The organism is Sphingomonas sp., assembly GCF_026460985.1.
In the GTDB taxonomy this organism is placed as follows: Bacteria; Pseudomonadota; Alphaproteobacteria; order Sphingomonadales; family Sphingomonadaceae; genus Sphingomonas.
The window spans coordinates 44057-61517 of the sequence record NZ_JAPKNM010000071.1 but is presented as its reverse complement, the minus strand read 5'-3'; the positions used below and the strand labels follow the sequence as shown (position 1 = coordinate 61517).

The 17461-nt window shown below is 67.1% G+C and carries 15 protein-coding genes; 7 read left to right on the top strand and 8 right to left on the bottom strand.

Annotated elements, in window-relative coordinates:
• Nucleotides 1–55 precede the first annotated feature (55 nt).
• The 4 genes from MT490_RS12090 to MT490_RS12075 are packed head-to-tail and all read left to right on the top strand — an operon-like array spanning nucleotide 56 to nucleotide 3728.
• On the top strand, nucleotides 56–1090 hold the full coding sequence (locus MT490_RS12090; RefSeq protein ID WP_297387858.1) for an SAM-dependent methyltransferase: 1035 nt from the start codon (nucleotides 56–58) through the stop codon (nucleotides 1088–1090).
• A gap of 17 nt (nucleotides 1091–1107) precedes the next feature.
• Nucleotides 1108–1611 carry a GNAT family N-acetyltransferase gene (locus MT490_RS12085; protein WP_297387810.1) on the top strand — a complete coding sequence of 168 codons (504 nt, stop codon included), beginning with the start codon at nucleotides 1108–1110 and terminating at the stop codon, nucleotides 1609–1611.
• Nucleotides 1608–2372 carry a peptidoglycan editing factor PgeF gene (gene pgeF, locus MT490_RS12080; protein ID WP_297387808.1) on the top strand — a complete coding sequence of 255 codons (765 nt, stop codon included), beginning with the start codon at nucleotides 1608–1610 and terminating at the stop codon, nucleotides 2370–2372. Before MT490_RS12085 ends, pgeF begins: the two co-directional genes overlap by 4 nt.
• 48 nt (nucleotides 2373–2420) lie before the next feature.
• Nucleotides 2421–3728: a cystathionine gamma-synthase family protein gene (locus MT490_RS12075; protein WP_297387805.1), complete on the top strand. Its 1308-nt coding sequence runs from the start codon at nucleotides 2421–2423 to the stop codon at nucleotides 3726–3728.
• 183 nt (nucleotides 3729–3911) lie between these two features.
• Here MT490_RS12075 and MT490_RS12070 read toward each other — a convergent pair whose 3' ends face one another.
• Nucleotides 3912–4910 (bottom strand): SGNH/GDSL hydrolase family protein, encoded by a 999-nt coding sequence (locus tag MT490_RS12070; protein ID WP_297387802.1) that lies wholly within the window; start codon nucleotides 4908–4910, stop codon nucleotides 3912–3914.
• 299 nt (nucleotides 4911–5209) lie between these two features.
• Between MT490_RS12070 and MT490_RS12065 the strand changes: the two genes are divergently transcribed.
• Nucleotides 5210–7534: a GH92 family glycosyl hydrolase gene (locus tag MT490_RS12065; RefSeq protein WP_297387799.1), complete on the top strand. Its 2325-nt coding sequence runs from the start codon at nucleotides 5210–5212 to the stop codon at nucleotides 7532–7534.
• Nucleotides 7535–7618: 84 nt separating this feature from the next.
• Here the strand turns inward: MT490_RS12065 and murA are convergent, their stop codons facing one another.
• The 4 genes from murA to phaC form a co-directional block, all read right to left on the bottom strand.
• On the bottom strand, nucleotides 7619–8902 hold the full coding sequence (gene murA / locus MT490_RS12060; protein WP_297387795.1) for a UDP-N-acetylglucosamine 1-carboxyvinyltransferase: 1284 nt from the start codon (nucleotides 8900–8902) through the stop codon (nucleotides 7619–7621).
• Between the two features lie 65 nt (nucleotides 8903–8967).
• A complete protein-coding gene (gene clpS, locus MT490_RS12055) occupies nucleotides 8968–9300 on the bottom strand; it encodes an ATP-dependent Clp protease adapter ClpS (protein ID WP_297387854.1) in 333 nt (110 codons plus the stop codon).
• A gap of 181 nt (nucleotides 9301–9481) precedes the next feature.
• Nucleotides 9482–10237 carry a phasin family protein gene (locus MT490_RS12050; RefSeq protein WP_297387793.1) on the bottom strand — a complete coding sequence of 252 codons (756 nt, stop codon included), beginning with the start codon at nucleotides 10235–10237 and terminating at the stop codon, nucleotides 9482–9484.
• 115 nt (nucleotides 10238–10352) lie between these two features.
• Nucleotides 10353–12077 carry a class I poly(R)-hydroxyalkanoic acid synthase gene (gene phaC / locus MT490_RS12045; RefSeq protein WP_297387791.1) on the bottom strand — a complete coding sequence of 575 codons (1725 nt, stop codon included), beginning with the start codon at nucleotides 12075–12077 and terminating at the stop codon, nucleotides 10353–10355.
• A 129-nt stretch (nucleotides 12078–12206) separates the two neighbouring features.
• Here phaC and MT490_RS12040 point away from each other — a divergent pair, with 129 nt between their 5' ends.
• On the top strand, nucleotides 12207–13415 hold the full coding sequence (locus tag MT490_RS12040) for an LL-diaminopimelate aminotransferase (protein ID WP_297387789.1): 1209 nt from the start codon (nucleotides 12207–12209) through the stop codon (nucleotides 13413–13415).
• A gap of 131 nt (nucleotides 13416–13546) precedes the next feature.
• On the opposite strand, the gene MT490_RS12035 is transcribed toward MT490_RS12040, so the two are convergent.
• Entirely contained in the window at nucleotides 13547–13903 is a 357-nt protein-coding gene (locus MT490_RS12035) for a GntR family transcriptional regulator (protein ID WP_297387786.1), read from the bottom strand.
• Between the two features lie 6 nt (nucleotides 13904–13909).
• The gene (locus MT490_RS12030; protein ID WP_297387784.1) at nucleotides 13910–14518 is read right to left on the bottom strand and encodes a nitroreductase; all 609 of its coding nucleotides are present in this window, start codon (nucleotides 14516–14518) and stop codon (nucleotides 13910–13912) included.
• A gap of 195 nt (nucleotides 14519–14713) precedes the next feature.
• Here MT490_RS12030 and MT490_RS12025 point away from each other — a divergent pair, with 195 nt between their 5' ends.
• Nucleotides 14714–16303 carry a peptide MFS transporter gene (locus tag MT490_RS12025; protein ID WP_297387781.1) on the top strand — a complete coding sequence of 530 codons (1590 nt, stop codon included), beginning with the start codon at nucleotides 14714–14716 and terminating at the stop codon, nucleotides 16301–16303.
• Between the two features lie 59 nt (nucleotides 16304–16362).
• Here the strand turns inward: MT490_RS12025 and MT490_RS12020 are convergent, their stop codons facing one another.
• Complete coding sequence (locus tag MT490_RS12020) at nucleotides 16363–17415, bottom strand: endonuclease/exonuclease/phosphatase family protein (RefSeq protein ID WP_297387778.1); 1053 nt, start codon at nucleotides 17413–17415, stop codon at nucleotides 16363–16365.
• Nucleotides 17416–17461: the final 46 nt, after the last annotated feature.

Genomic DNA, 17461 nt, shown 5'->3' with positions numbered 1-17461 from the left:
CGACAATCCCCTCGCCGCCTCGGCGGAGCAGCGTAGCGGCAACGCCGCCGAGCCGATGCTCGCCGATCGGCTCGCCCGCGCGATCACGCTCGCCGGGCCGATCCCGCTGTCGCAGTTCATGGCCGCCGCCAACGCGCACTATTACGCGACGCGCGATCCGCTGGGCGCGCGCGGCGACTTCACCACCGCGCCCGAGATCAGCCAAATGTTCGGCGAGCTGATCGGGCTGTGGCTCGCCGACCTCTGGGATCGCGCCGGACGTCCGGCGTCGCGCTATGTCGAGCTCGGGCCCGGCCGCGGCACGCTCGCCGCCGACGCGCTGCGGGCAATGGCGAAGGCGGGGCTCGAGCCTGGGGTCGATCTGGTCGAGACCAGCCCGACGCTGCGCGCCGCCCAGGCCGAGCGCGTGCCGCACGCCGAATGGCATCTCGACCTGATCGGCCTGCCCGAGGACATGCCGCTGCTCGTCGTCGCCAACGAATTCTTCGACGCGCTGCCGATCCGCCAGTTGGTCGCGACGGGCAACGGCTGGCGCGAGCGGCTGGTGGCGTGCCAGGACACCCTGTTCCTGCCGATCGCGGGCGACCGCAGCTTCGACATGATCATCCCCAGGCATTTGCTCCATGCCGAGCCGGGCTCGATCCTCGAGACCTCGCCGGCGAGCGTCGCGGTGCTGCGCGGACTGGCGCAGCGGCTGCTCGCGCAGGGCGGCGCGGCGCTGATCGTCGATTACGGCTATGAAGGCCCGGCGATCGGCGACACTTTCCAGGCGGTGCGCGGCCACCAATATGCCAACCCGTTCGACCAGCCCGGCGAGGCCGACCTCACCGCACATGTCGACTTCGCGACGCTCAAGGAAGCCGCCGAGGCCGAAGGGCTGGTCGTCCACGGCCCGGTGACCCAGGGCGCGTTCCTCCGCGCGCTCGGCATCGAGGCGCGGACCGAGGCGCTCGCCAAGGCGGCACCCGAACGCGCCGAGGCGCTCGCAGCCGATCGCGACCGGCTGGTCGGCGACGCGGCGATGGGCGAGTTGTTCAAGGTGATCGCGCTCACCGCGCCCGGCTGGCCGGTGCCGGCGGGGTTCGAATGACGGAGATGGGGACGCCAATGCACTATCGCGACGCCACGGCAGCCGATCTCCCCGCGGTCGATGCGCTGTTCCGCGAGAGCTTCACCGCGACCTTCGGCCATCTCTACGCGCCCGCCGACCTCGCCGCCTTCCTCGGCAAGTTCACCCCCGCTTCCTGGGAGGAGGAATTCGCCACGCCGGGGCTCGCCTTGCGGGTCGTCGAGGATGAGGGCGGCCTGCTCGGCTATTGCAAGATCGGCCCGGTCACCCTCCCGGTCGAGCCCGTCGCACCCACGATCGAGTTGCGCCAATTCTATCTGCGGGAGCGCGGCAAGGGCAGCGGCGCGGCGCAGGCGCTGATGGACTGGGCGGCGGACACCGCCCGCGCCCGCGGCGCCGCGCACATGGTGCTCAGCGTCTTTGTCGACAATCACCGCGCCCGGCGCTTCTACGAGCGCCGCGGATTCCGCGAGATCGGCAGATACGAGTTCCGCGTCGGCAATCATGTCGACGACGACCGCCTCCTGAGCCTCGACCTGTGAGCCAGGTCGAGGCCATCCGCGCCCGCGCGCTGGAAGGCGTCGCGCACGGTTTCCTCGGCCGGCGCGGCGGCGTCTCGACCGGCATCCTCGCCGGGCTCAACGTCGGCACCGGATCGGCCGACGATCCCGCGCTGATCGCCGAGAATCGCCGCCGCGCGACCGACGCGGTGATTCCCGGCGGGCGCCTCGCCACGGTGTTCCAGGTCCATTCGCCCGATGCCGTCGCGGTGATCGAGCCGTTCGAGGAGCGACTCCGCCCGCATGCCGACGCGCTCGTCACCGATCGGCCCGGGCTGGCGCTCGGCATCCTCACCGCCGATTGCGCGCCGGTGCTTCTCGCCGATCGCGAGGCCGGCGTGGTCGGCGCGGCGCATGCCGGGTGGAAGGGCGCGATCGGCGGCGTCACCGATTCGACGATCGCGCTGATGGAGACGCTGGGTGCCCGGCGCGAGCGCATCGCCGCCGCGGTGGGCCCGTGCATCGCCCGCGCCAGCTACGAAGTCGATTCCGGCTTCTTCCGCCGCTTCGCCGAAACCGATCCCGCCAACGAACGCTTCTTCGCCGACGGCAAGCCGGGGCATTTCCAGTTCGACCTCGAAGCCTATGTCGCGCACCGCCTCGCCGCGGCGGGGATCCGTACCGTCGAGACGCTCGGCCTCGACACTTATTCCGACGAGAGCCGTTTCTACAGCTTCCGCCGCGCGACGCATCGCGGCGAACCCGATTATGGCCGGCAGATCGCGATAATTGGTATCAATTGAAACGGTTCTTCGGCTAGGAAACGCTCAAACGAGAAACCGGAGAGCCCCATGACCGACGAAACCGAAGCCGAGCTGACCGGCGCCACCCCGCGCCGCCGCCCCAAGGCCAATGTCGAGAAGGTCGGCGGGCGCAAGCTCAAGCCTTCGACGCTGATGATGGGCCATGGCTATGATCCGATGCTCTCCGAAGGGTCACTCAAGCCGCCGATCTTCCTGACCTCGACCTTCGTCTTCCCCAGTGCCGCCGCCGGCAAGCGCCATTTCGAGGGCGTCACCGGCAAGCGCCCGGGCGGCGCCGAGGGGTTGGTCTATTCGCGCTTCAACGGCCCCAACCAGGAGATCCTCGAGGACCGCCTCGCCGTGTGGGAAGAGGCCGAGGATGCGCTGGCCTTCTCCTCGGGCATGTCGGCGATCGCCACTCTGTTCCTGTCGATGGTCAAGCCGGGCGACACGATCGTCCATTCGGGCCCGCTCTACGCCGCGACCGAGACGCTGATCGCGCGCATCCTCGGCCGCTTCGGGGTGCATTGGCTCGACTTCCCGGCGGGCGCGACGCGCGAGGAGATCGATGCGGTGCTGGGCAAGGCCGCGAGCGGCAATGTCGCGCTGATCTATCTAGAATCGCCCGCCAACCCCACCAACGCGCTCGTCGATGTCGAAGCCGTCGCCGCGAGCCGCGACGCGATCTTCAAGGGCGCCAAGCCGCCGATCGCGATCGACAACACCTTCCTCGGGCCGCTCTGGGCCAAGCCGCTCCAGCAGGGCGCCGACATCGTCGTCTATTCGCTCACCAAATATGCCGGCGGCCATTCGGACCTCGTCGCGGGCGGCGTGCTCGGCACCAAGGAGCACATCAACACGATCCGGCTGATGCGCAACACGATCGGCACGATCTGCGATCCCAACACCGCCTGGATGCTGCTCCGCAGCCTCGAGACGCTCGAGCTGCGCATGAGCCGCGCCGGCGAGAACGCCGCCAAGGTCTGCGAATTCCTGCGCGGGCACGACAAGGTCGAGCATGTCGGCTATCTCGGCTTCCTCGAACCGGGCAGCCGCCAGGCCGACATCTACAACCGCCACTGCACCGGCGCCGGCTCGACCTTCTCGCTCTATCTGAAGGGCGGCGAGAAGGAGGCCTTCGCCTTCCTCGACAGCCTCAAGATCGCCAAGCTCGCGGTCAGCCTGGGCGGCACCGAGACCCTCGCCAGCCACCCCGCCGGGATGACTCACCTCTCGGTGCCCGAGGCGCGCAAGCAGGCGCTGGGGATCACCGACAATCTGGTGCGTATCTCGATCGGCGTCGAGGATGCCGACGACCTGATCTCCGATTTCGAGGAAGCGCTGAAGGCGGTGTAGATCGGATCGCCATTCAGGCGAGCGAAGCCTTTCAATCCTCCCCCGCCAGGGGGAGGTGGCACGCGTAGCGTGACGGAGGGGGGAATCACTGTGCTCAATTGGAGAGGACACTGCTTACCTCCCCCTCCGACGCCTTCGGCGCCACCTCCCCCTGGCGGGGGAGGATTTGTATGTCGATACGACCTACCGCCCCAGCGCCGCCGCCACGCGATCCGCCATCGCGCGATGGTCCTTGAGCGACGGGTGCCAGTTGCATCCGGTCAGTTCCAGCGCCCCGGAATCCACCAGGGTCGCGCCCGTCGCCGCGGCGACCTGCTCGACATCGGCGCGGAAGTTCTCGGCCGCCATCAGCACAAAGCGTGCCTGGGGCTGGGCGGCGCGCAGCCGCTGGACGAAGGCCACATACTTGGCCCGATAGTCCGCACGGAGCGCCGCCGCGTCGGCCCAGGCCTCGCCCGGCTTGAGCGGCGTCGAGAAGTCGTTGGTGCCGAGGTTGATGACGATGACCTGTGGCCGCCACGCACTGTCCGCCACAGCCGGAGCGGGATTGCCCGGAATCGCCCGATCATAGAGGAACGGCAAATTCTCGCCCGGCTTGTGGCCGGCATAATTGCGCACCACGCCATAGCCCGAATAGGCGATCACGCGGTAATCGGCGTCGAGCCGCTTCGCGAGCAGCGGCCCGAAGGCCTGCTGGGTATCGGTGGTGTCGTGCACCTCCTGCTCGGTGCAGGTGCGCGTGGTCGAGGTGTTGCCGTAGCCGACGCTGTGCGAATCCCCGATGAACTCGATCTGGCGCTGGCGCGCCGCCGCTGCCGGCAGGGGCGCGCCGTCCTCGGCGAAGAAGCCGCCGAACCGGGCCGAGCCCGACTGGCTCTCGGTCACCTTCTCGAGCCGTGCGACATGCTCCCCCGGCCCCAGGCCGGTCAGGGTGACGACCACCGCGCCCGTGCCCTTCAGGACATGGCGCGGCTTGCCGTCGACGAGCAGGCGCAGATGATCCGCATTGGGCACCGTGACCACCTTGAGCGTCGGGCCGCGGAAACGGGTCTCGAAATAGACGCCCGGCCAGCCGAATATCGTCGCTTTCTCACCCGCCACGACACGGCCGCCGACATGGACGGGAAGCGGCGCGGCCTGGGGAACGGTGAGCAGGAGCGGTGCGAGCAGGAGAGCCTTCATACCTCCTGCCTAGGGAGCGGGAATGGTTTCGCCTAGCCCCGGAGCCGCACGCGATAGGCTTTGGAAAGGCAACGATCGACCTGGGTAAACCCTGAACTGTCTACAATCCTCCCCCGGAGGGGGAGGGGGACCGCCGAAGGCGGTGGAGGGGTAGTCGCCACGGGCGACGTCGCTCGGGGAGACTACCTCTCCACCAGCTGCGCTGGTCCCCTTCCCCCTCCGGGGGAGGATTGAAGAAGGCGACGAGCAGCACACCGAAGCGGGTTGGATGCGCCGCCCGCCTATGCTCTAAACCCCGCATGCCCAGTCGCTTCCGCCGCGCGTTCGCCGCGCTCGCCGCCCTGTCGCTCACCACCGCCCCCCTCGCCGCCCAGACCAGCTATGAAAGCGTCGACCCGTTCATCGGCACCGGGGGCGAAGGCCACACCTTCCCCGGCGCGGTGGCGCCGTTCGGGATGGTGCAGCTGAGCCCCGACACCGACACCGGCTGCGTGGTCCGCGAATGCTATGGCCACGCCGCGGGGTATCGCCATGACGATCCGACGATCCAGGGCTTCTCGCACACGCATTTCTCGGGCGCGGGCCATTCGGATCTCGGCGACTTCCTCGTCATGCCCGCGGTCGGCGAGAGCGTGCTGCTTGAGCCCGGCGACCCCAAGCAGCCCGGCTCGGGCTATCGCTCGCGCTTCAGCCACGACAGCGAGACCGCGCAGCCCGGCTATTACGCCGTCACGCTCGCCGATTCGGGCATCCGCGCCGAAATGACCGCCGGCACCCGCGTCGGCGTCCACCGCTACGCCTTCCCCGCCGGCGCCCCCGCACACCTGATCCTCGACCTGCGCAGCGGGCTCTACAACTATCCGGGCAAGACGCTCTGGTCGTCGATCCGCATCCGCCCCGACGGCACGATCACGGGCATGCGCGAGACTCGCGGCTGGGCCCCGGCTCGGAAACTCTATTTCGCGATGCGCCCCTCGGTGCCGCTGGTCGGCCACGCCTTCCTCAACCGCGAGGAGAAGATCGAGTATAAGGGCTTCCAGGGGCCCGGCCGCGGCCGCGAGGATCTCGACCAACTCCAGGGCCGTGCGCTCGTCGCCCGGCTCGATTTCGGCAAGCTCGACAAGCCGCTCGAACTCAAGGTCGCGATCTCGGCGGTCGACGAGGACGGCGCGATCGCCAATCTCGACAGCCAACGCGGCAATTTCGACGCGGTCCGCGCCAGCACCCGCGCCGCCTGGCAGCAGGTACTCTCGGCGATCGAGATCGACGCACCTGCGCCCACAAAGACGATGGTCGCCACCGCGCTCTACCACTCGCTGATGGCGCCCAGCGTCTTCTCCGACGCCGACGGGCGCTATCGCGGGCCCGACGACCAGGTCCACAAGGCCGAAGGCTTCACCTTCCACTCGACCTTCTCGCTCTGGGATACCTTCCGCGCCGAGCATCCCTTGCTGCTGCTCATCCAGCCCGAGCGCCGCAACGCCGACTTCGTCCGGTCGCTACTCGCCAGCCAGCAGGCCAGCCCGTTCGGCATCCTCCCAGTCTGGCAGTTCCACGGCCGCGAGACCTGGACGATGATCGGCTATCACGCCGTGCCGGTGATCGCCGACGCCTGGCTGAAGGGCGTGCGCGGCTTCGACGCGAACGCAGCGCTCGATGCCATGGTGAAGAGCGCGAGCTACGGCCAATATGGCGGGCTCGATCACTATATGCGGCTCGGCTACGTGCCCATCGACAAGGAGCCCGAAGCGGCGTCCAAGACGGTCGAATACGCCTATGACGACTGGACCATCGCCCGCATGGCCCGCGCGCTCGGCAAAGACGACGTCGCCGCCGCCTTCGAGAAGCGCGCCGGCAATTGGCGCAACAGCTTCGACGCGAAGACGGGCTTCCTGCGCGCGCGCAAGGCCGACGGAAGCTTCCGCACGCCGTTCGATCCCACCGCGATCAACTACGGTTCGGACTATACCGAGGGCAATGCCTGGCAATATTCCTGGTTCGTGCCGCACGACCAGGCGGCGATGTTCGCTCTGCTCGGCGGCGACAAGGCCGCGATCGGGAAGCTCGACGCCATGTTCGACTTCGACAATTCGAAGCTCGACTACAGCCATGCCGAGGACATTGCCGGGCTGATCGGCCAGTATATCCACGGCAACGAGCCCAGCCACCACGTCGCCTATCTCTATGCCTTCGCCGGCCAACCCTGGCGGACGCAGGAGCGTTTGAAGCAGATCGTCGAGAGCCAGTACAAGACCGGCCCCGCCGGCCTTTCGGGCAATGACGATCTCGGCCAGATGTCCTCATGGCTCGTCTTCACGTCGCTCGGCTTCTATCCCGTCGCGCCCGGATCGAACCAATACGTGATCGGCCGCCCCTTCGTGGACCGCGCCACGCTCACCCTGCCCAACGGCAAGCGCTTCACGGTGGTGGCGGACGGGCTGTCGGTTACGAATGGCTATGTCGGCAGGGTCACGCTCGACGGGGAGCCGCTGGCGCGCAGCTACATCACCCATGAGGAGCTGTCGGCGGGCGGCGAGCTGCGCTTCACGATGCAGGCCACGCCTAACAAGAGCCGGGGCACGTCGCGCGCGGCACGGCCCTTCTCGACGAGTACGGCGCGCTAATCGTCATCCCGGCGAAAGCCGGGATCTCAGGCGGCGAGCGAACGGTATGTTGCACGAGACCCCGGCTTTCGCTGGGGTGACGAATTAGCCGTCGCCGACGCGCTCGATATCGGCGCCGACGCCCTGGAGTTTCTCCTCGAGTCGCTCGTATCCGCGGTCGAGGTGATAGACGCGGTTGACCTGGGTCTCGCCCTCGGCGACCAGCCCGGCGAGGATCAGGCTCATCGATGCGCGCAGATCTGTCGCCATCACCGGCGCGCCGACCAGCCTGGTCGGCCCGTGCACCACGGCGGTGCGTCCGCGCACATCGATATGCGCGCCCATCCGCGCCAGCTCGGGCACGTGCATGTAGCGGTTCTCGAAGATCGTCTCGGTGAACACGCTGGCCCCGTCGGCGACGAGCTGCATCGCCATGAATTGCGCCTGCATGTCGGTCGCGAATCCCGGGAAGGGCGCCGTCGACAGCGTCAGCGGCTTGAGCTTGCCCTCTGCCGCGATGCGGATGCCGCTCTTCTTCTCCTCGACCGTCACGCCGGCCTGGGTGAGCGCGTCGAGCGTCGCGCGCATGTCGTTCGCCGCGGCGCCGACCAGTTCGACATCGCCGCCGGTGATCGCCGCGGCGCAGGCATAGCTGCCCGCCTCGATGCGATCGGGCATCACCGCATAGGTCGCGCCGTGCAGCCGGTCCTTGCCTTCGATCTCCAGCCGCTCGGTGCCGATGCCGCTGATATGCGCACCCATCGCGACGAGCAGGTTGCAGAGATCGACGATCTCGGGCTCGCGCGCCGCGTTGTCGAGCACGGTAGTGCCCTTGCAGGTCACCGCCGCCATCAGCGCATTCTCGGTCGCGCCGACCGACACCACCGGGAAGCTGAAGCGCCCGCCCGTGAGGCGCCCGCCCGGCGCGCTCGCCTTCACATAGCCCGCCGCGACTTCGATCTCGGCGCCCATCGCCTGCAAGGCCTTGAGGTGCAGGTCGATCGGCCGGTTGCCGATCGCACAGCCGCCGGGCAGCGACACCGTCGCCTCGCCCGCGCGGCCGAGCAGCGGACCGAGCACGAGGATCGACGCGCGCATCTTGCGGACGATGTCATAGGGCGCGACGGTGGAGGTCAGCTTGCCGGCCCGCGTGGTCAGCACCCGGCCGAAATCATTGGGCCGCGTGCCTTCGATCGCGGTCGAGGCGCCGAGCTCGTTGAGCAGATGCCCGAAGCTGTCGACGTCCGCGAGCCGCGGCAGGTTGCGGAGCGTGAGCGGCTCGTCGGTCAGCAATGCGCAGGGCATCAGCGTGAGCGCGGCGTTCTTGGCGCCCGAAATGGCGATCTTGCCGGAAAGGCGCTTGCCGCCGCGGATGAGGATACGGTCCATGGCGGAGCTTCTAGCCGGTCGGCGCGTGCACGCAAGCGCCGCCTGCGCCGCTCAGCCCCCGAAGGTCACGCCTTCTCCAGCGTGCACTGGAGCGGGTGCTGGTTCTGCCGGGCGAAATCGATCACCTGCGTCACCTTGGTCTCCGCGACCTCGTAGCTGAACACGCCGCACACGCCCACGCCGCGCTGGTGGACGTGGAGCATCACCCGCGTCGCCTCTTCCATGTCCATCCGGAAGAAGCGCTGGAGGCACAGGACGACGAACTCCATCGGGGTGTAATCGTCGTTGAGCATCAGCACGCGGTACGGCGTCGGCTTCTTGGTGCGCGTGCGGGTGCGCGTCGCGAGCCCGACCGAGGGGTCGCGCGTGCCGGTGTCGTCGTCGCCGTCCTCGGCCATCCGGATATTGATTTTGCTGGGTTCGACCATGTCGCGTCGAAAATATGGCTTCGCGGAAAGGGAGGCAAGGCCGGAGCGACGCCGTTAATCTTCAAAAAAAGCACGCGCCGTCAAAAAGAAAAGGGGCGGCCACCTTTCGGCAGCCGCCCCATCTACGCTTTTACTGGAGCGCGGATAGCGCTCAGGCGGCGGTCTTCACCTTCTCGGCCGCAACCGCGAAGCGGTTCGAAAGCGGCTGCGCGGCATCGCCGGCGAGCTTGAGAACGGCTTCGGTGTTCTTCGAGGCTTCGGCGACATAGGAGTCGAACGCGCCGCGAACGAAGTCGCTCTGCAGCTTGAAGAATTCGGTCGGCGACTTGACGGTCGCGAGCGTCTTCAGCGCGGCGGTCGCGCTCTCGAACGACTTGCGGCCATATTCGGCGGCGTCCTGGCCGAGGGTCTCGAAGCCCTTGGCGGCGATGCGGCTCGACTCGACGACGGCCTCGAGATTGCCCTTGGCGAACTCGTTGGCTTCCTCGACCAGCTTGGTCGACTTCTCGACGGCCGCCTTGGTGCGGTCGTTCCAGTCGGCGAACAGGGCCTGGGCCTTGGCGGTGTTGGTTTCGAAAGTGGTAGCCATGGTGGTGGTTTCCTTGACGATGGTTTCCGCGGCGGTCTCGGCGACGGCCTCGGTAACGTTGACGGTCTCCGCGACGGCGACTTCGGCCGGCTCTGCCGCGGGCTGAACGGTTTCGACTGCTTCCTGCGACGCGACTTCCACGGCCGGGACCGGCTCGGGAGCGGTCACCGGGGCAACGGCCTCGGCAACGACAACCGGCGCGGGCTTCTCAGCCTTGGTTGCGACAGCTTGAGCCTTGGGCGCGGCCGGCTTGCTGGCGCGCGCCGCAGGCTTCGGAGCGACGGGCTTAGCCGGCGCCTTCGGTCCCTTGGTGGCCATGTGACTCGGTCCCCTGACTATTGCTGCAATGCAGCATCTAGAGGCGTGTTGCGCGAATTGCAAGGAGAATATTGTGCATCGCACAAATATGATTTATGCTACGGAAAGCGCGGAATCAGCGGCTCCGGACATAGCTGCCGGGCGCATCCTCCAATGCCTTCAACTTGCCCTTTCCGGGCACGCGTGCACCTTTTGCACGCACCTTCGCGGCATCGACGCTCTCGACCCAGCCGATCCAGTCGGGCCACCAGCTGCCCTTGGTTTCTTTCGCACCCGCAACAAACTCGGCGAGCGTCTCGACCTTCGCGTCGTTGACCCAATATTGGTACTTGCCCGCCGCGGGCGGGTTGACCACCCCGGCGATGTGCCCGGAGCCGGCGAGCACGAACTTGAGCGGCCCCTTGAAGTGGTGGGTGATCTTCCACACGCTCGCCGCGGGCGCGATATGGTCCTCGCGGCCGGCCTGGACATAGGTCGGCGTGATCACCTTGCCGAGGTCGACCGGCGTCCCGGCGATCGAGAGCAGGTTCGGCACTACCAATTTGTTGTCGCGGTACAGGTCCGAGAGATAGCTCAGATGCCAGGTGGACGGCAGGTTGGTGACGTCCGAGTTCCAATGGAGCAGGTCGAACGGCACATAGTCCTGCCCCATCAGGTAGTTGTTGGTGACATAGTTCCAGATCAGGTCTCGCCCGCGCAGCAGGTTGAAGGTCGCGGCCATGTAGCGCCCGTCGAGGAACCCCTCGCCGCCCAGACTCTTGATCAACGCGAGCTGGTCGTCGTCGACGAACATCTGGAGGTCGCCGGCCTCGGAGAAATCGACCTGCGCGGTGAAGAAGGTCGCGCTCTTCACCTTCTCCGCCTCGCCGCGCGCGGTCAGCACCGCCAGCGTCGCCGCCAGCGTGGTGCCGGCGACGCAATAGCCGATCGCGTGCACGCCCTCGACGCCGAGCAGGTCGCGCACCGTATCGATCGCGTCGATCTGGCCACGCTCGATATAATCGTCCCAGACCACGTCCTTCATGCTCGCATCGGCGGACCGCCACGAGACCACGAACACGGTCAGTCCCTGTTCGACCGCCCAGCGGATGAAGCTCTTCTCGGGGGTGAGATCGAGGATGTAGAAGCGATTGATCCAGGGCGGGAAGATGATCAGCGGGGTGGCGTAGACCTCGTCGGTCACCGGCGAATATTGGATCAGCTCGTAGAGCGGGGTGCGCTTGACCACCTTGCCCGGCGTCATCGCCAGGTTGCGGCCGAGCTCGAACGCCCCCTCGGCGGTCTGCGTCATCTGCCCCTTGGCCACGTCCGACAGCATGTTCTGCAGGCCCTTGAGCAGGCTCTCGCCCTTGGTCTCGACGATCTTCTCGAGCACCTGCGGATTGGTCGCGGGGAAGTTGGTGGGGCTCACCGCGTCGATGAAGCCCCGCGTGGCGAAGCGGATCTGCTCCTTCTGCTTCGGATCCACCCCTTCGAGCGCGTCGACGCCCTTCAGCAGATTGTCGGCGATCACGAAATAGCTCTGGCGCAGGAAGTCGAACACCGGCTCCTCGCGCCATTGCGGCGCCTTGAAGCGCTTGTCGCGCGCCTGCTCGGGGGTCTCCTCGAACGGCGTCGCGTTCGCGGGATCGAGGAAGCGCTGCCAGAGCTGCATCGTATCCGCCCAGAAGCTCGCGCTCGCGCGCAGGGCGCCCGTCGGGTCCATCGCCGGCGAGGCGGCCGGCATCTGGCCCATCAGGTCGAACCCATGCTCGAGCATCATCTGCTGTGCGCGGCCGAGCACCCAGGTCCAGTGCTGCAGGTCCTCGAGATTGGGTGTCGGGGTCGGGGTATCGGCCATCCAGGATCCTCTCCAGCGAACGCTTCGACGTACTAGATGCAACTCGCCGTTTCCGCGAGCGCGCTTATGCCCTAGAACAAGCAAACGGCACATGTGGTGCCGCCTCCAACACACAAGCGAGAAGTGGAAATGTCCGAAGAGTTCTACCGCATCAAGCGGCTGCCGCCCTATGTCATCGCCGAGGTCAACGGCATGCGGGCAGCGGCGCGTGCGGCGGGCGAGGACATCATCGATCTCGGCATGGGCAATCCCGACCTGCCGCCGCCCGACCACGTGATCGAGAAGCTCTGCGAGGTCGCCCGCAAGCCCGACGCGCACGGCTATTCGCAGTCCAAGGGCATCCCCGGCCTGCGCCGCGCCCAGGCGAACTATTATGGCCGCCGCTTCGGCGTCGAGGTCGATCCCGAGACCGAAGTGGTCGTGACCATGGGTTCGAAGGAAGGCCTGGCCAGCCTCGCCACCGCGATCACCGCGCCGGGCGACGTCATCCTCGCGCCCAATCCGAGCTATCCGATCCATACCTTCGGCTTCATCATCGCCGGGGCGACGATCCGCGCGGTGCCGACCACGCCCGACGAGCATTATTTCGAGAGCCTCGAGCGCGCGATGAACTTCACCGTGCCGCGGCCGTCGATCCTCGTGGTCAACTATCCGTCGAACCCGACCGCCGAGACCGTCGACCTCGCCTTTTACGAGCGGCTCGTCGCCTGGGCGCGCGAGAACAAGGTCTGGATCATCTCCGACCTCGCTTATTCCGAGCTCTATTATGACGGCAACCCGACCGTCTCGATCCTCCAGGTCAAGGGCGCCAAGGACGTCGCGATCGAGTTCACTTCGCTCAGCAAGACCTATTCGATGGCGGGCTGGCGGATCGGCTTCGCGGTGGGCAACAAGCAGCTGATCGCGGCGATGACGCGGGTGAAGTCCTATCTCGACTACGGTGCCTTCACGCCCGTCCAGGCGGCCGCCTGCGCGGCGCTCAACGGCCCGCAGGACATCGTCGAGAAGAACCGCCAACTCTACCACAAGCGCCGCGACGTGCTGGTCGAGAGCTTCGGCCGCGCCGGCTGGGACATCCCGAGCCCCCGCGCATCGATGTTCGCCTGGGCGCCGCTGCCCCCGGCGCTGGCGCATCTCGGCAGCCTCGAATTCTCGAAGCAGTTGCTCAGCCATGCCAAGGTCGCGGTCGCGCCCGGCGTCGGCTACGGCGAGAATGGCGAGGGTTTCGTCCGCATCGCGATGGTCGAGAACGAGCAGCGCCTGCGCCAGGCGGCGCGCAACGTGCGGAAGTACCTGCAGTCGATGGGGGTCAACACGCCGAGCGTGAAGGCGGGTTGACCCACCACAACCGTCATCCCCGCGAAAGCGGGGGCCCATCTCGTGCCGGCGCAACAGAAGGCGCCGGCGCGTTGATGGATGGGGCGGGAGATGGGTCTCCGCTTTCGCGGGGATGACGAACTAGAAGTGCCTCAGGCCAGCTCGCTGTCCAGCAGCTCGCGCACATCGAGCCCGAGCAGCGCGATATGCTCGCGCACGCGCGGCCAGTGGCCGGTCAGGAAGCGCTCGCGCTCGGCAACGCGCAGCCGCTCGACCGCGCCGGGCAGCACGAACATGCCGACGCCGCGGCGGACCTCGACATAGCCGTCGTCCTGGAAGCTCTGATAGGCCTTGGCCACGGTGAGCGGGTTGGCGCCGTGCTCGGCGGCCAGCGCCCGCACCGAGGGAAGCTGGTCCCCCGCGCGATATTCGCCGCGCAGGATCGCCGCGGCGATGGTGGCGCGCAGCTTGAGGTAAACCGGTGAGTCTTCGTGCTCGAGCGCTGTCATGCTGACTTAATACACCAATTGGCGCCCGGGTCCAGTACCGGGATTCCACGCATGTACGATTTCGGACAGTTCGCCGCGCGGCCGCTCGTCGAGCTCGCGCGCCGGCGTACCGATGAAGACGAACCCCGCGATCCGCTGCGGCGCTTCGCCGAACAGGTCGCGCACCGCGTCCGAATAGGCCGCCCAGCCGGTCAGCCAGCCGCCGACGAACCCCATGGCGTGCGCCGCATGGAGCAGGTTCATGCACGCTGCCCCCGCCGACAGTTGCTGTTCCCATTCCGGGATCTTGTGCCCGATCGCCGGCGCCGAGAGCACCACCACCAACGCCGGCGCCTGCATCACGAACTGCACCGTCGCCTCCTCGTCGCGCACGTTGCAGTCGGGCTTCTCCGCGCGCTGGATCTCGACGAGCCTGTCCGCCAGCGCGAGCCGGGCCTCGTCGGGCACGATCACGAAGCGCCACGGCGCGAGCTTGCCGTGATCGGGCGTCCGCGCGGCGATCGCGATCATCTCGCGCAGTTGCGCCGGATCGGGGCCCGGCGCCACCATGTCGCGCGGCTTGCCCGAGCGGCGGGTCTTGAGGAGCGAGAGCGGAGTCGAGCGGTCGTTGAACATGGCGCGCATCTAGGGTGCCGCTCCCGCCCCCGCAAATAGCGAGATCGTCGGCAGCGATCGAAGTTGCGCCGCACCCATGACCGCCAGTTGGTATCGTCCGCAACAACCGGGCTTCACAGCCGATGATTCGCCGCTACTCTGCGCGGCATTTCCCCTTGCGGGCACACGGAAATTTCAAAAAGGACTCTCGGGCGCATGGCGACCACAGCTGCAGGCGGGGGCGTACCCGCAACGGCAAAGACATTTCTCGGCCATCCGCGCGGCCTCTTCATGCTGTTCTTCGCCGAGATGTGGGAGCGCTTCTCCTTCTACGGCATGCGCGCCATCCTGGTCTTCTACCTGACCAAGCACTTCCTCTTCGCCAAGGATCCCGCCTACGCCGTCTACGGCGCCTACACCTCGATGGTGTACATCACGCCGGTGATCGGCGGCTATCTCGCCGACCGATTTCTGGGCGCGCGCAAGGCCGTGCTCGCCGGCGGCATCTTCATCGCGATCGGCCATCTGCTGATCGCGCTCGTCGAGGGGCCGCAAGGGGCACAGGACTGGCACCTCAACGGCTTCTATCTGGGCCTCGCCTTCATCATCGTCGGCACGGGCTTCCTGAAGGCGAACATATCGGTGCTGGTCGGCCAGCTCTATCGCCGCGACGACATCCGCCGCGACGGTGCCTTCTCGATCTTCTATATGGGGATCAACCTGGGCGCGTTCGTGGGCCCGCTCATCATCGGCTATCTCGGCGAGCGCATCGGCTGGTCGTACGGTTTCGGCGCCGCCGGCATCGGCATGCTGCTGGGCCTGATCGTCTTCGTGCTGTTCCGCCGCGAACTGCACGGCGCCGGCGAACCCGTCGATCCCGCGCTCCTCGTCCAGCGCACCGCGATCGGCATGTCGCGCGAATGGCTGATCTACCTCGCCTCGTTCGGCGGCGTGCTCCTCGCCTGGTGGCTGATCCGCGACGAGGGCCTCGTCGGCACGCTGCTGCTCGGCTGCTTCGGGATCACCTTCCTCTACATCTTCTACCGTTCGCTGTTCACCCTGCCCAAGGTCGAACGCAACCGCGTCCTCGCCGCGCTCTACCTGATCCTGCTCTCCCCGCTCTTCTGGGCGCTGTTCGAGCAGACCGGCTCGTCGCTCAACGTGTTCACCGACGAGCGTGTCGACCGGCACCTCTTCGGCTGGGAAATGCCGGCCTCCTGGTTCCAGTCGGTCAACAGCTTCTGGATCATCACCCTCGCGCCGCTGTTCGGCATGCTCTGGGTCTGGCTCGGCAAGCGCGGGCTCGAGCCCAACGCGCCGCTCAAGTTCGCGCTCGGGCTGGTGCAGGTCGGGCTCGGCTTCATCGTGCTCGTCTGGGGCGCGGGCCGAGGCGATGCGCTCACGCCGATGGCTTTCATCATCCTGCTCTATTTGTTCCATTCGACCGCCGAACTGTGCTTCTCGCCGGTCGGCCTCTCCAGCATGACGCGCCTGTCGGTCCGCTCGATGGTCGGGCTGATGATGGGAACCTGGTTCCTCGGCACGGCCGCGGGCAACTTCCTCGCCGCGCAGATCGCCAAGGCGACCGAGGGCGCCAATCCCGATCAGGTGCTCGACGTCTACAACTGGATCGGCTGGGCCACCGTCGCGATCGGCCTGGTCGCGATCCCGGTGAGCTGGCTGATCGCCAGACTGATGCACCTCGACACGATCGGCACGGACGAGACCGGCCATGGACTGGCGGGCGAGAAGCAGCTCGCCGAACCCGCGGCGCCGGGAACGCGCACGGCGGGCGAGCTCCGCTGAACCGGCGCAGGCGGCGGCCGCTCGGGTCGCCGCCTGCGCCCAGCCGTCAACCCGGTCGATCAGGGCGTCGGCACCGGCTCCCCGACGATCTCCGACAGATAATGGTCGGAATAATCCGTCGCGACCTCGATCCAGAGCGGGTGATGGTCGGACATCTGCCAGGTCCGCCATTTGCGATAGATGCCCTCGGGCGTATTCGCCTTGAACGCCGTGTCCTTCTCGGGATCGACCGCGGGGATCACGTCCGCATAGAGCGCAAGGTCGTCGTCGGTGAAGACATCCTCGTACATGTGCAGGATCCCGCCGCCGAGCACCTTGAAACGCGCGTCGTTCACCCGCACCGCGATCTGGTCGTAGAAATGATCGCCCAGCTGGCGGACCTTGTCGCCGTCGATTGCGTCCGGAACCTCGAACCCGTTCGATTTCAGCGCCGCCATGGTCTTGTGCTCCGGGCTGACGACATTGAAATCGCCGAGGATGATGTAGTTCTCGACGACGCCGTGACGATCCTTCTCCTGCTTGCTGGCATCGTCCTGCCTCTCGGCAAAGAACTCGACGAGCTTCTGGATCTCCGCGATGCGCCGCTCCAGCGCCGGCCCCGACGCTGCGCCGTAATAAAGATGCGCGGTGCACAGGCTGAAACGGAACCAGCCCGACTGGAAAGCCACCAGGAAGGGGCTGCGTGCGAACTGCAACTGCTTTTCCTCGACCTCGTCAGGGTCGCCCTCGTCCGTCCGCTTCTTCTTGCTCTTGGCCACGATCTGCTGGCCTTCGGGCAGCACGATCTCGCCCGCGATCTTGCGGAACCAGACCTTCTCCTTGTTGTAGACGAACACCATGCGTTCGCCATTGCCGCCCGATCCCTCGGTAGTGTCCGTCGCGATATAATCCCATTCGCGGCCTAGGATCGCCATCACCTTTTCCCATGGACGCAGATCGCGATTGATCTCCTGCACCGCGACCAGATCGAAGCACGAGATCATCTCGGCGATGTAGTAGAAGCTCTCCTTGCGTCGCGGTCCGTATCCGAACTTGTTCGAGTCGAAGTCGCGGATGTTCCATGTCGCCAGCAGCAGCGTCGCATCGCATTTTCGCTCACGCAGCGGGCTCAACCGTGCACGAATCTTGAGAAGACGGTCGGCACAGTGCCTTGCCCCC